12 protein-coding genes are annotated in these 13,156 nt (G+C 74.3%); 4 read left to right on the forward strand and 8 right to left on the reverse strand.

Features of this window, described 5'->3' with window-relative positions; all coding sequences use genetic code 11:
* Positions 1-17: 17 nt before the first annotated feature.
* The 3 genes from ACZ5GH_RS02170 to ACZ5GH_RS02180 all read right to left on the reverse strand — a co-directional run bounded on the left by ACZ5GH_RS02170 (position 18) and on the right by ACZ5GH_RS02180 (position 2,574).
* Positions 18-566 (reverse strand): HAD domain-containing protein, encoded by a 549-nt coding sequence (locus tag ACZ5GH_RS02170; protein WP_464333228.1) that lies wholly within the window; start codon positions 564-566, stop codon positions 18-20.
* A 119-nt stretch (positions 567-685) separates the two neighbouring features.
* Positions 686-1,480, reverse strand: a complete 795-nt coding sequence (locus ACZ5GH_RS02175; protein WP_464336783.1) for a spermidine synthase — start codon at positions 1,478-1,480, stop codon at positions 686-688.
* A gap of 107 nt (positions 1,481-1,587) precedes the next feature.
* Entirely contained in the window at positions 1,588-2,574 is a 987-nt protein-coding gene (locus ACZ5GH_RS02180) for an alpha/beta hydrolase (protein WP_387747857.1), read from the reverse strand.
* Between the two features lie 475 nt (positions 2,575-3,049).
* Between ACZ5GH_RS02180 and ACZ5GH_RS02185 the strand changes: the two genes are divergently transcribed.
* The gene (locus ACZ5GH_RS02185) at positions 3,050-4,453 is read left to right on the forward strand and encodes a selenium-binding protein SBP56-related protein (RefSeq protein ID WP_464333229.1); all 1,404 of its coding nucleotides are present in this window, start codon (positions 3,050-3,052) and stop codon (positions 4,451-4,453) included.
* Between the two features lie 19 nt (positions 4,454-4,472).
* Here ACZ5GH_RS02185 and ACZ5GH_RS02190 read toward each other — a convergent pair whose 3' ends face one another.
* The 4 genes from ACZ5GH_RS02190 to ACZ5GH_RS02205 form a co-directional block, all read right to left on the reverse strand.
* Positions 4,473-5,741, reverse strand: a complete 1,269-nt coding sequence (locus ACZ5GH_RS02190; RefSeq protein WP_464333230.1) for a globin domain-containing protein — start codon at positions 5,739-5,741, stop codon at positions 4,473-4,475.
* 310 nt (positions 5,742-6,051) lie between these two features.
* Positions 6,052-6,480 carry a DUF6114 domain-containing protein gene (locus ACZ5GH_RS02195; RefSeq protein ID WP_464336784.1) on the reverse strand — a complete coding sequence of 143 codons (429 nt, stop codon included), beginning with the start codon at positions 6,478-6,480 and terminating at the stop codon, positions 6,052-6,054.
* Between the two features lie 104 nt (positions 6,481-6,584).
* On the reverse strand, positions 6,585-7,241 hold the full coding sequence (locus ACZ5GH_RS02200; RefSeq protein ID WP_387747851.1) for a DUF6230 family protein: 657 nt from the start codon (positions 7,239-7,241) through the stop codon (positions 6,585-6,587).
* A 185-nt stretch (positions 7,242-7,426) separates the two neighbouring features.
* A complete protein-coding gene (locus ACZ5GH_RS02205; protein ID WP_464333231.1) occupies positions 7,427-8,155 on the reverse strand; it encodes a TetR/AcrR family transcriptional regulator in 729 nt (242 codons plus the stop codon).
* 638 nt (positions 8,156-8,793) lie between these two features.
* On the opposite strand from ACZ5GH_RS02205, the gene ACZ5GH_RS02210 reads away from it, so the two are divergent.
* The 3 genes from ACZ5GH_RS02210 (at position 8,794) to ACZ5GH_RS02220 (ending at position 12,017) form a co-directional block, all read left to right on the forward strand.
* On the forward strand, positions 8,794-9,462 hold the full coding sequence (locus tag ACZ5GH_RS02210; protein WP_387747847.1) for a Tat pathway signal sequence domain protein: 669 nt from the start codon (positions 8,794-8,796) through the stop codon (positions 9,460-9,462).
* Between the two features lie 261 nt (positions 9,463-9,723).
* Complete coding sequence (locus ACZ5GH_RS02215; RefSeq protein ID WP_387747845.1) at positions 9,724-10,596, forward strand: AAA family ATPase; 873 nt, start codon at positions 9,724-9,726, stop codon at positions 10,594-10,596.
* Entirely contained in the window at positions 10,593-12,017 is a 1,425-nt protein-coding gene (locus ACZ5GH_RS02220) for a vWA domain-containing protein (RefSeq protein ID WP_464333232.1), read from the forward strand. The genes ACZ5GH_RS02215 and ACZ5GH_RS02220 overlap by 4 nt, the downstream gene beginning before the upstream one ends.
* A gap of 81 nt (positions 12,018-12,098) precedes the next feature.
* Here ACZ5GH_RS02220 and ACZ5GH_RS02225 read toward each other — a convergent pair whose 3' ends face one another.
* The gene (locus ACZ5GH_RS02225; RefSeq protein ID WP_387747841.1) at positions 12,099-13,067 is read right to left on the reverse strand and encodes an alpha/beta fold hydrolase; all 969 of its coding nucleotides are present in this window, start codon (positions 13,065-13,067) and stop codon (positions 12,099-12,101) included.
* Positions 13,068-13,156 lie beyond the last annotated feature (89 nt).

Raw genomic sequence — 13,156 nt, forward strand, 5'->3', positions numbered from 1 at the left:
CGGCCCGGCCCTTCCGCTCAGCCGAGCCCGTTCGACCAGTCCGTCAGCCGGGCGAAGTCCTTCGTCGTCAGGCCGGTCTTCGGGTCGACGTGGTGGAGGAGGGCCGGGCCGTCGTGGTGGGCGGCGACCCAGGTGCGGTCGGCGTCCGTGATCAGGTCGTCGACCCAGGCGAACGGGCGGCCCTGCGCCCAGGCGACGATCTCCGGGGTCTTCCAGAACACTCCGCCGTCCGGCTCGGGCCGGGGTTCGGGCCAGGCGAGGTACGGCAGGGCGGGCAACCCCAGGAGGGGCGCGATGAAGGTGTTGGCCTCCTCTTCCCAGGTCGTCGCCCAGACCAGGTCGAAGGGCAGCGCGGCGAGGGCCGGCCCGTGGGCCGGGTTGAGCCAGACCCGCAGCGGCTTCGGGGGTTTGTGGGGAAGGCCCCACGCGGTGAGCCGGCGGCGCTCGGCCGCCGCCCAGCGCGGCGTCATCAGGCGGTGGGTCTCGTACCCCTCGGGCCGCCGGTACGGCTTCGCCGCGTGCGGGTTCAGTGGTCCGTCGACGTCCACCAGCAGCAGCGGCCGCATCGTCTCGCCTCCTCCGGGTTCGTCCCCGCACGCTATCGGCGGGGACCGGGGAGGCCCAACGGATTTCCGGGCCCGGGACGGGGGGACGGTGGGCCCCGGGGCCTCGGGGCCCCGGAGCCTCAGCCGATGCTGAAGGCGCCGTCCGGCGGGGGCGGGGAGTCGGTGGCCTCGGCGTCGGTGACCGGGGCGATCCGGCCGACCAGGGCCGCCAGGTCCTCCCCCTCGGTGAGCCGGGCCGGGAAGATGTCGCCCGCGAGCAGCCGGGTCAGCTCGGCGACCGGCAGCGGCGCCGTCGAACCGGCCAGCAGGATGTTGCCGTACCGGCGGCCGCGCAGCACCGGCGCCTCCGCCACCAGGCAGACGTACGGGAACACCGCCCGTACCGTCGCCGCCTGGGCCTTGGCGAAGGCCAGCGGCGGGCCGTCCGCCAGGTTCGCCGCGTAGCAGCCGCCGGGGCGCAGCGCGGCCGCCGCCAGCCGCAGGAACTCCACCGAGGTGAGGTGGGCGGGGGTGCGCGAGCCGTGGAAGACGTCGGCGATCACCAGGTCCTGGGAGCCGGCCGGCACCTCGGCCAGGGCCGCGCGGGCGTCGCCGACGGTCGCGGTGATGTTCGCGCCGGGGCCCTGCCAGGGCAGTCGCTCGGTGACCAGTTCCAGCAGCGGTCCGTCGACCTCCACCACCCGCTGCCGCGAGCCGGGCCGGGTGGCGGCCAGGTAGCGCGGCAGGGTGAGGGCGCCGCCGCCGAGGTGCAGCGCGTCCAGCGGCCGTCCGGCGGGGGCCAGCGCGTCGGCGAGGTGGCCGAGGCGCCGGGTGTACTCGAACTCCAGGTGGGTGGGGTCGGCGAGGTCGACGTACGACTGCGGGGTGCCGTCGAGGGTGAGCAGCCAGCCGCCGTCGCGGTCGAGGTCGGGCATCAGCTTGGCGAAGCCCAGGTCGGTCTGCCGCCCGACCGGCAACGGATCGTCGTGCGAGTCGAACGAGTCGTCGGAGTCGCGCGAGTCGGGCTCGTGCTGCTCGGAGGTCACGCGTGCTCTCCGACGGCCCGCCCGGCCACGGGCTCGACGTCCAGGTAGGCCGCGAGCCAGTGGTCCAGCTCGGCGAACACCTCGGTGCGGGCCGCCTCGCCGGAGAGCACCAGGTCGTGCATGCCGCCCTCGATCCGCACGATGGTGACGTGCCGGCCCAGCCGGGGGCCCTGCGCGGCGATGTCGTCGGCGCGCAGCACGGCGTCGGCGTGGTGCAGCGCGTTGTGCCACTTGGTGGTGGAGATGGACCGGGTCGAGGCCATCAGCAGCACCGGCACGTCGATCCCCAGCCCGTGCCGCAGCCGCCGGTGGCCCTGGTGGATCGCCGACAGCCACCCCGCGAACAGCGGGAAGCTCTCGGGGCGCTTGAGGGTGAGGTCGAAGTCCCACTCGCCCCGGTGGTCCTTGTGCAGGCTGTGGGTGTAGTGCGGGTTGAGCGCGGACGGCAGGACGCGGGTCGGCGCCATCCGCCCGAGCGCCGTCAGGGGCGGCCCGCCGAGCGCGCGGACGGCCGGCCCGGTCGGCATCGACAGGAACGGCGAGTTGAGGAACAGCCCGTCCACCACCCCGCGCCCGGACCGCCGGCCGGCCCACAGTGCGGCGACGAGGCCGCCGGTGGAGTGCCCGTTCAGCAGCAGCTGCCGGTGGCCGTCCACCTCGCGGATGATCCGGACCGCCTCGTCGATCTCCTCGTCGTACTCGGCGAGGTGGCGGACGAAGTTCGGCGACTGGTGCGGGCGCAGCGAGCGGCCGTACTTGCGCAGGTCGAGGGCGTAGAAGGAGAACCCGAGCGCGGTGTAGTGGTCCGCGAGGTTGGTCTGGAAGAAGTAGTCGTTGTAGCCGTGGATGTACAGCACGGCCCGCTCCGACCCGGGCACCAGCCGGCGGACGAGCGTCGCGCACACCGGCCCCTCGCCGTCCGGCCGCAGCGTCAGCTCGGCCGCCTCGTAGGGGGCACCCAGGATGTCTTCACGGAAATCCATCAGCTCGCCGCACCCGTCCTCTGCTCCGCCTGCCCGGATCGGCAGGCGACCACCCGTTTCCGCCCCTGACCATACCGGCCGGTAGCCGCGGAGCGCTCGGCGGCCGGGGGTGTCACGCGTCGGTCCGCTCCCCGGCGCCGCGGACGGGGCCGGGATTCCACCTCGCCGGGGGTGAACAGGGCGACCATTCGGACGGAGGAACGAGGACGGCCGGGCGCCGCGGGGGAGGGTCTCCCGGGAGGTGATCAGGAGGCGGCGGCGGGCGGACGGCGCCGGCGGAGGCGGACCTGGTCGGGGGCCGGGCGTGGAGGGCCGGCTGCGCCGTGTGCACCTGGACGACCGGGGCGTGGACGTTGCCGCCCCGAATGCCGTCGTGCACGCCGCCAGGGTAGCCGTCCGCCCCTCGTGCGCCTGCTGTGCGCCGGTGGTCGTGTGGAACGCTTCCCGGACCGACAAGGCGAGTTGGGGAGTCTGCATGCGGCACGGGCACATCGATCCGTCGCTCTACCGGTCGGCCGCCGAGGCGATCGCCGCTCCGCCGGAGAAGCTGGCGTACGTGGCCGGCTTCGACCGGTCGGGGCGTCGGCCGGACGCGCTGCTGAGCGTCGACACCGATCCGGATTCCGCGAGCTACGGGAAGGTCCTGAACTTCGCCGAACTTCCCACGCTCGGCGACGAGTTGCATCACTTCGGCTGGAACGCCTGCTCCAGTGCCCTCGCCCACGCCTGCCACGAGAACCCGGAGCGGCGCTACCTGCTGCTGCCCGGGCTGCGCTCCTCCCGGCTGTACGTGCTGGACACCCGTCCCGACCCGGTCCGCCCGCGCCTGGTCAAGACGGTCGAGGCCGGGGAACTGGCCGCCCGGGCGGGCTACTCGCGCCCGCACACCCTGCACTGCGGCCCCGACGGCGTCTTCCTGTCCTGCCTCGGCAGCGGCGAGGGCGACGACGGCCCGGGCGGGGTGGCACTGCTCGACCACACCACCTTCGAGGTGCTGCGCGCCTGGGAGACCGAGCGCGGGTCGCAGCACTTCGCCTACGACGTCTGGTGGCACCTGGGCACCAACGTGGCCGTCACCAGCGAGTGGGGCACCCCGCGGATGGTCGAGGACGGCGTGGTGCCGGACCTCCTGCTGGGGCGCAAGTACGGCCACGCGCTGCACTTCTGGGAGCTGGACTCCGGCCGCCACCTCCAGCGGGTGGACCTCGGCGACCAGTACCAGATGGTGCTGGAGCTGCGCCCGGCGCACGACCCGCAGGCCGAGTGGGGCTTCGCCGGGGTGGTCACCAACGTGGAGGACCTCTCCTCCTCGGTCTGGCTCTGGTACCGGGAGGGGCCGGCCTTCACCGCGCGCAAGGTGATCGAGATCCCCGCCGAGCCGGCGAAGGCCGAGGACCTGCCGCCGGCGCTGCGGCCGTTCGGCGCGGTGCCGCCGCTGGTGACCGACATCAACCTGTCGGTGGACGACCGCTGGCTGTACGTGTCCGCCTGGGGCACCGGCGAGTTGTTCCAGTACGACGTGTCGGACCCGTTCCACCCCCGGTTGGCCGGTTCGGTCCGGCTCGGCGGGATCACCGCCCGCACCCCGCACCCGGCCGAGCCGGGCCGTCCGCTGAGCGGGGCGCCGCAGATGGTGGAGATCAGCCGGGACGGCCGACGGCTCTACCTCACCAACTCGCTGTACGGCGCCTGGGACGACCAGTTCTACCCGGACGGCATCGAGCCGTGGATGGTCAAGCTGGACGCGGACCCGGAGGCCGGCGGGCTGAGCGTCGACGAACGCTTCTTCCCGCACGGCGCCGACTTCCGGGGCCTGCGCGTCCACCAGACCCACCTGGCGGGCGGCGACGCCTCCTCCGACTCCTACTGCTACCGCTGAGCCGTCCGCACCGCCGGCGTCACCGGAACAGCGCCTGGTCGAACCGTACCCGCGCCGGCGGCAGCCCGGCCGCCGCCAGCCGGGTGCGGACGGACCCGACCATGCCGGCCGGCCCGGTGACGCAGGCCAGGTGCTCGCGCCAGTCGCCGGCCGCCGCGACGGTGTCGGCGAGTTCGCCGACGGTGACCGGGGTGACGGTCAACCACGGCTTGTGCAAGCCGAGTTCGGCCAGGGACTGCCAGTCGTAGAGGTCCGCGCGGTCCCGGGCGCCGACGAACAGGTGGACCAGGCGGCCGGCCGGCCGGTGGGCGGCCTGCTGCTCGACGATCGCCTTCATCGGGGCGAGGCCGGTGCCTCCCGCGACCAGCAGCAGGTCCCGGACGTCGTCGTCGGGCAGCAGGCTGCCGCGCGGCGGGCCGAGGCGCAGCCGGTCGCCGACGGCGGTGTGCTCGACCAGGGCGGCACTGACCCCGCCGGGCCCGGTGCGGCGGACGTGGAACTCCACCTCGTTGTCGGCGCGCGGGGCGCAGCCCATCGAGTACTGCCGCCAGGTGTGCGGCAGCGCCGGGTGCTCGACGGTGCCGTACTGCCCGGCCCGGTACGGGTACGGTTCGCCGGTGCGCACCCGCAGCACGGCGAGGTCGGGGCGGCGGCGCTCATGGCCGGTGACCACGGCGTGCCAGTACGGGGGTTCGGTGAGCGCGGAGTCGGCGCCGGCGACCATCGCACCGACGGCGAAGCGCAGCATCCGCACCCAGGCGCCCTCCAGTTCCTCGCTCCAGCGCTCGCCGGCCCGGTGCCGGACGGCCGCGCACAGGGCCTCCTCGAACGCCTCGTAGTGCACCGGCCGGACGCCCAGTTTCCGGTGGTCGCGGCCGAGTTGGCGCAGCGTCCGCTCCAGTTCGGCCGGCCGGTCGAGGTGGTCGATCAGGTGGTGGAAGATCCGTTCGAGGTGGAGCTGCTGGAACTCCATGGAGTCGGGGAAGAGCGGCCGCAGGTAGGGGCGGTGGTCGAACATCACCGCGTAGAGGTGGTCGATCAGGTCCGCGAGCGGGGAGATCAGGTCGAGGTCGCGCCGGATCAGGTACTGGTCGGCGGCGCCGTCGTAGCCGCTGTCCCCGCCGTGGGCGCCGTACCCGAGGTCGCCGCCGCCCGAGGAGGACGGGGCCAGGAGTCGGCGTCGCAGGCGCATCGCGTGATGGCGGGCGATCAGGCGGTCGTACTCGGCGGTGGCAGTGGCGGTGCCAGTGTTCGTGCTGCTGCTGTTGTCCATGTCCTGTTCAGTCAACTGCCCGCCCGCCGAACGCGAGAAGGGCCGATCGCCCCGGGCGGACCCGGGACCATCGACCCCTTGCGTCGGTGCCGACGGACCGGGAGGGTTGACGGCGGCCGGGACCGCGGCCGGAACCGCGGCTGGGACCGCCCGGAACGGGCGGGCACGACCGGAGGGTGCCCCGCGCCCCCGTGCCCCGGCGCCCCGTGCCCTGGTGCTCTCCCACCACCAGGACCCCGGGGCGCCGCCGTCACGAGCCCCTGGCCGTCCGGCTGCGGCCCGCCAGGCGCCGGCCCCGACAGGCCGTGGAGACCCGTCAGGCCCGTCAGGCGCCCGCCCGGCGCGCCTCCCGGCGGTCCAGCCGCCGCTGCCGGCCCTGGCGCAGCGGCTGGTCGGGCAGCCATCCGAAGGTGAGGCAGGCGCCGACCACCCCGAGCAGCATCCCGATCACGAAGCCGCCCAGGTTGGAGGTGATCCAGCTGCCCAGCGAGGCCAGCAGGGCGAGGATGGAGTAGAACAGCCGCTGCGCCGGGTTGAACAGGATCAGCAGGCCGCACAGCACCATCACCGCCGGCACCAGGTACCCCGCCAGCCCCTGCATCCCGATGTGCAGGATGACGGGCAGCGGGGCCTTCAGGGTGAACAGGATCTCGGCGCCGCCGAGCGTCACCAGCAGCCCGCCCCAGAACGGTCGCTTGCCCCGCCAGTCGCGCTTGGCCGGGCGTGCGGCGGGCTCGGCGGCGGGGGCCGCCACGGCCTGGGCGGGCGCGGCCGCCGTCCCCTCGGCGGCCACCCCCTGGGCCCGTGCCGCGGTGTCCCCGCCGGTGCGGGCCGGCTCCGGTACGGACTCCGTCATGGTCAGCAGCCCGTGGAGCTGAAGCTCAGCCGCAGGTTGGGCAGCTTGAACCCGACGGCGGTGCTCGCGTAGTTGTGCTGGTTCAGGTTGGTCAGCGTGACGTGGTCGGCCTGCTGGCCGAACACGCCGGGGTTGCCCTTGCCGATCGGTCCGGCCTTGGTGTACGTGCTGGCGTCGCCGCCGATCTCGATGTTCCTGAACTCCGCGTTGCCGGAGAGCAGGTCGGAGTCGGTGGTGAGGTCGGAGGCGGTGACCGGGGTGCCGCCGTCGCCCGCGTGGATCACCAGGTTGATGCCGCCGAGGTCGACGCTCTGGCAGAGGTTGGTGATCTCGGCCTTCTTGATCGCCGACACCGCGACCAGCACCTGGCCGCCGGTGGACCCGGCGTTGGGGCTGTCGGGGATCATCGAGTCCAGCGCGCCGAACTGCGCGAAGCCCTCGCCGTCCAGCTTGTCGGCGGTGATGGTGAACGGCATGCCGGAGATGGAGAACTGGGCGGCGAGCACGCCCTGCGCGGTGAGCGCCATCAGGACGCCCCCGGCCGCGACGGCCGGCACGGCCATCAGGGCGGTGCGCTTCATCCGAACCCGGCCTCTTCTCGGCGCGCTCGGCGTCTGCGGGGTCTCGGCCGCCGTGGCGGCGTCCTCGGACATGGCCATGTGTGCTCCCTGTGGATGGAATGGGTGTGCAGGCACTGGCACGTTGTCCTGGCGCGGACAGCGTTACCCGGCCCGACCGGGCCGTCCGCCCCTTGGCAGCGGGGCGGGCCCGGTCGGCGCTCGGTGAGTAACTGGGAAGCTACTGCCCGGTATTGGCCGGGTCAATACGGGTGCACGGAGGATCTTCACCAGTCCGCGACCCGCTTCGGCCAGTCCCGCACCCCCAGCCGCTCGGCCGCCTCCGCCGGGCCGAGGAACGGCGACAGGCAGAACATGCTCAACACCGGTAGCAGTTCCATCAGTTGTTCCGTCCGGCCGGAGTCGATCCGCCGGTAGATCGCGCTGTAGACGCCGCCCACCACGGCGTCCACCATCTCCTTCGCCTCGACGCCGCCCGGAAGTTGGGGCACGTCGGCGAAGAACCCCCGGAATCTGGTGAGCAGTTGGGCCCGCTCATGCCGGCCGGCCGGACCGACGGCCTCGACCTCGATCACCGCCATGGTGGCGAACGCCGGTGTCCCGGCGAGCAGTTGGAGCATCACGCCGAGGGCCTTCCGGATGCCCCGGCACCAGTCGGATTCGGCCGTGAAGGCCTCCGCCATCCGCCGGATCACCACGCCGGTGCCGTGCCGGTGCGCGGCCAGGAAGGCGTCCTCCTTGCCGCTGAACAGCTCGTAGAAGACCGGCCTGGTCACGCCGGCCGCCCGGCAGATGTCGCTGACCGTGGCGTGCTGGTAGCCGCGCTCGGCGACGGTCCGCACCAGACCGTCCAGCAGCCGGTCGCGCTGGGTGGCGGCGATGACGCCGGCGGGCAGTCGGCGCGGGCCGGGCTTGATCGAGCGGGCCGGGTCCCGGCCGGTCCGGGCGCCCGGCAGCAGGACCACGTCGGCTCCGCGGAGGTGTTTCCGATCCATCACCAACTCCTGTGTCCTGTATTGACATTGACGTAACACCGGGTTTACAACACTGACAGGTTTCCAACCGGTGGGCGAGCAGGCCCCCACCGGTCGAACCTCCGGGGGCCCCGGTCGGCCCGAGGCGAACGCCCGGGCCGTCGGGACCACGGCGGAGGCGGGACCGCGACGGTGGCAGCCGTCGACGTGCCCCCACGGCACCGCACGTCCCCGACCGAACGGCGCGGTGCCGCTGGTGGTCCACGCCGCCGTCCGTACGCAGGGCCGCACGGCAGCACCACCGCACGCCGGTACCACCACCGCACCACCGCACGCCGGTACCGCCGCACCACCACCGCACCACCCGCACCGCAGCACCACCCGCACCTCCGTACGCCCACCCTCGCGTACGTCCGCACCGCCGTACCGCACGGACGGGCCCGTGGCGCCGGGCCCGCCCTCCCTCGGCACCGTCCGAAGCCCGCGCGACGCAGCCTGCGGGACACCTCCCGCGGGACGAACCGGCTCGACGGAGCCTTCGGCACGAGGCCACCGGTACCAAGCCTCCGGCACGCCATGCACCTCCCCCGCCGTGCTCACCACCACACCCGCACGCCGGGATTCCCCCACCCGTCCTCCGGACGGAGAGAGGTACCCTCATGCGCATCCGCCGCACCCTCGCCACCACCGCCCTCGCCGCGCTCGCCCTCACCGGCGCGGCCGTCTCCCCCGCCCAGGCCGCCGGCGCGGTCCTGACCACCGGCAGTCCGACCGGCCCGGCCGTCGCCGTCGGTGACGTGCTGACCGCCAACCTGGTCTCCGGCACCTCCGCGACCTTCTACAACAGCGCCACCGGGACGACCGGCGTCAAGTGCGCCGCCTCCTCCTTCTCGGCGACCGTCACCTCCAACCCGGCCGCGCCGGGCAGCGCCGTCGAGCGGCTCGACACCCAGACCTTCGGGTCCTGCACCTCCAACGTCGTCGGTGTCACCGGCGTCAAGAGCGTCACGGTCACCAACCTGCCGTTCACCAACACGGTCAGCGACGCCCCCGGCAACCCGGTCAAGCTCACCCCCGGCGCGGCCGGCGTGATGGGCACCACCGTGGTGCTCAACACCATCCTGGGCAGCATCAGCTGCAACTACCAGAACACCACCGGGATCAACGGCACCACCTCCAACACCGGCAACACCATCGGGTTCGCCGGCCAGGCGTTCACCCTGGCCTCCGGCCCGAGCCTGTGCTTCTCGACGGGCTACTTCAGCGCCACCTACGGCCCGGTCGTCGACAGCTCCGTCGCCGGCAGCCCGGTCCTCTTCGTCAACTGACGCCGGGACGCGGCTGAGGGCCCCGGGTCCACCGCCCACCAGGCCCGCCGGCACCACGGCGGCGTACGGCACCTTCACGGGGCCGTACGCCGCTCCGCCGTACGCCGCTCCGCCGTACCCGCCCCGTAAGCGCGCCCTGACCGAACGCCCCCCGTCACCCGTCCCCGGACACCCGCCCCCGCCCCAACCCCCGAGACAGCGAAGTGACCGGCCGGTAGGGTGGCGCCGCACGCAGACGGCCAACCGGAACGGGGCAGGCGGATGAGCGACGACAGCACGGGCTTCTTCACCTCGGTGGCGGACGCCGCCGAGCAGTTGGCCGCCACCGGCTACCTGGCCTCCACCGCCGTGGCCACCACCGTCTTCCTCGCCGACCGGCTCGGCAAGCCGCTGCTGGTCGAGGGCCCCGCCGGGGTCGGCAAGACCGAACTCGCCAAGGCGGTCGCCGAGATCGGCCGCGCCCGGCTGGTCCGGCTCCAGTGCTACGAGGGCATCGACGAGGCCCGCGCCCTCTACGAGTGGAACCACGCCAAGCAGCTGCTGCGGATCACCGCCGGCCGCGACGAAGGCTGGCAGGAGGCCCGCACCGACATCTTCGGCGAGGAGTTCCTGCTCACCCGCCCGCTGCTCACCGCGATCCGCGGCGAGGAGCCGACCGTGCTGCTGATCGACGAGATGGACAAGGCCGACGTCGAGGTGGAGGCGCTGCTGCTGGAGGTGCTCAGCGACTTCCAGGTCACCGTCCCCGAGCTGGGCACCATCACCGCGACCCGCCGCCCCTTCGTCCTGCTCACCTCGAACGCCACCCGCGAGCTCTCCGAGGCGCTGCGCCGCCGCTGCCTCTTCCTCCACCTCGACTACCCCGACGCCGAGCTGGAGCGCCGGATCGTCCGGCTCAAGGTGCCCGGCCTGGACGAGACGCTGGCCGAGTCGCTGGTCCGGATCGTCGGCGCGCTGCGGGCGATGGAGCTGCGCAAGGCGCCGTCCGTCGCCGAGACCATCGACTGGGCCCGCACCCTGCTCGCCCTCGGCGCCGACACCCTGGACGAGGCCGTCGTCCGGGACACCCTCGGGGTGATCCTCAAGCACCAGGACGACGTCCGCAAGGCCGCCCAGAAGCTCACCCCGGCGTGACGGCGCCGCAGCCGGCCGACACCGCAGCCCGCCTCACCGGCCTGGTCCGCGCCCTGCGCGGCCACGGCCTGCGGATCGGCCCGGCCGAGACGGTGGACGCCGCCGCCGTGCTGGACGTCCTCGGCTTCACCGACCGCGAGCGGATGCGGGCCGGCCTGGCCGCCGCCCTGCTGCGCTCGGAGGGCCAGCGGACGGTCTTCGACGCCGCCTTCGACCTGTTCTTCCCGCTCGGCGTCGGCACCCCGGAGGCCGTCCGGGCGGACCCGCCGCCCGTTCCCGACGACCCCGAGCCGCCGCGTTTCGGCCGCCCCGACCCGCTGCGCGAGCAGCTGCGCGACCGCCTCGCCGCCGCGCTGGCCGCCGACGACCGCGCCGCCCAGGCCCGGCTGGCCGGCGAGGTGGTGGAGGCCTTCGGCCGGTACGGCACCGGCGGCTCGCCCGGCACCGGCGGCTGGTCCGCCCAGCAGGCGCTCGGCCGGCTCGCCCCCGAGACGCTGCTGGCCCGCGTCCTGGCCGCCCTGCGCGAGGGCCAGGACGCCCCGGACCTCTCCGACCTGGTGCTCGCCGACGAGATCCGCCGCCGCATCCGGGACTTCCGCGCCCTGACCGCCGGCGAGGCCCGCCGCCGGGTCGCCGAGCTGCGCGGCCCCGAGCGGATCGCCGAACGCGCCGTCGCCCCCACCCCCGACCTGGTCGACTTCCTCTACGCCGGCCGCGACCAGCTCGCCGAACTGCGCCGCACCGTCCACCCGTTGGCCCGCAAGCTGGCCACCCGGCTGGCCGCCCGGCGCCGCCGCGCCGCCCGCGGCGAGATCGACCTGCGCCGCACCCTGCGCCGCTCGCTGACCACCGGCGGGGTACCGCTGCGCCCCGCGTACCGGCTGCGCCGCCCGGCGCGCCCGGAGCTGGTGCTGCTGTGCGACGTCTCCGGCTCGGTGGCCGGCTTCGCCGACTTCACCATGCTGCTGGTGCAGGCGATGAGCGAACAGTTCAGCAAGGTCCGGGTGTTCGCCTTCGTCAACCGCACCGCCGAGGTCACCGGCCTGCTCCGCGGCGGCGACGACCCGGCCCGCCTGGCCGCCCGGATCCTCGCCGAGGCCGAGGTCACGGGCTACCACGGCAACAGCGACTACGGCTCCGCGCTGGGCGGGTTCGCCGAGCACCACCTGGACGCGGTCGGCCCGCGCACCTGCGTCCTGGTCCTCGGCGACGCCAGGAACAACCAGCGCGACCCCAACCTGGACGCGCTGCGCCGGATCGACGCCCGGGCCCGCCGGGTGTTCTGGCTCAACCCCGAGCAGCCCTCGCTCTGGCCGACCGGCGACTCCGCCGCCCTGGCCTACGCGGGCGTGGTGGAGATGCACTCCTGCCGCAACGCCCGCCGCCTCGGCGAGCTGATCGCCCGCCTGCTGCCGGTCTGACGCCGACCGGGGCCACTGGTCCGCGCCGAGGCGGAACGCCGGCCCCGGGCGGGCGGCCGCGACCGGCGTTCCGTCGGCCGATCACTTGTCCAGGTGCGCCAGGAAGTCCAGCAGCGCCTCGGTCACCTCGGCCGGGCGTTCCTGCTGCGTCCAGTGCCCGGTGTCCGGCAGCCGGACGTGGCGGTGCAGCCTGGGCAGCCGCCCCAGCAGGTGGTCCAGCACCGGGGGCGGGACCATCGCGTTGACCAGGTCCTGCTCGCCGACCACGAACAGCGCGGGCACGTCGACCGTCACCCCGCTGAAGGCGGCCAGCAGTTCGGCGTTGCGGTCGAGGTTGCGGTACCAGTTGAGGCCGCCGGTGAAGGCCTTCGCCCCGTGGGTGGCGTAGTCGGCCGTGAAGACGTCCAGGTCCGCGTCGGTGAGCCAGTCCGGCAGCCGCTCCGGCTCCGGGACGGTGTCCAGCAGCCCCTTGCCCTCGGGGATGATCCACGGCCGGGGCACGCCGTCCGGCTGCCTGCCGCAGAGGATGCGGCGCAGGCTGGACTTCACGTCCGCGGCCAGTTCGGCGTCGGCCTTGCCGGGCTCCTGGAAGTAGACCTGGTAGAAGCCCTCGCCGAAGGCCGCCCGGGCCGCCTCCAGCGGCGGCGGCCCGCCCACCGGCAGCGGCGGTACGCTCAGCCCGGCCACCCCGCGCACGAGGTCGGGGCGCAGCGCGGCGGTCGTCCAGGCCACCGGCGCGCCCCAGTCGTGCCCGACCACGACCGCCCGCTCCTCGCCCAGCGCGCCGATCAGCGCGGTCACGTCGCCGACCAGGTGCAGCAGGCTGTAGGCGTCCGCCCGCTCCGGCTGCGCGCTGCGGGCGTACCCGCGCTGGTCCGGCGCGACGACCCGGTAGCCGGCCTCGGCGAGCGGCCCGAACTGGTGCCGCCAGGAGTACCAGCTCTCCGGGAAGCCGTGCAGCAGCAGGACCAGCGGCCCTTCGCCCTGCTCCGCGAAGTGCAGCCGTACGCCGTTCACCTCGGCCTCGCCGTGCTTGATCGCCTGGTTCAACTCGAAGACTCCCCATCCGGTGACGACATCCGTTCACTCCCGACCCTGCCCAGCCGACCGGCCCCGGAACCCACCGGTGCCGCGCCGGT

The sequence above is a fragment of the Kitasatospora sp. Xyl93 genome, from assembly GCF_055383135.1.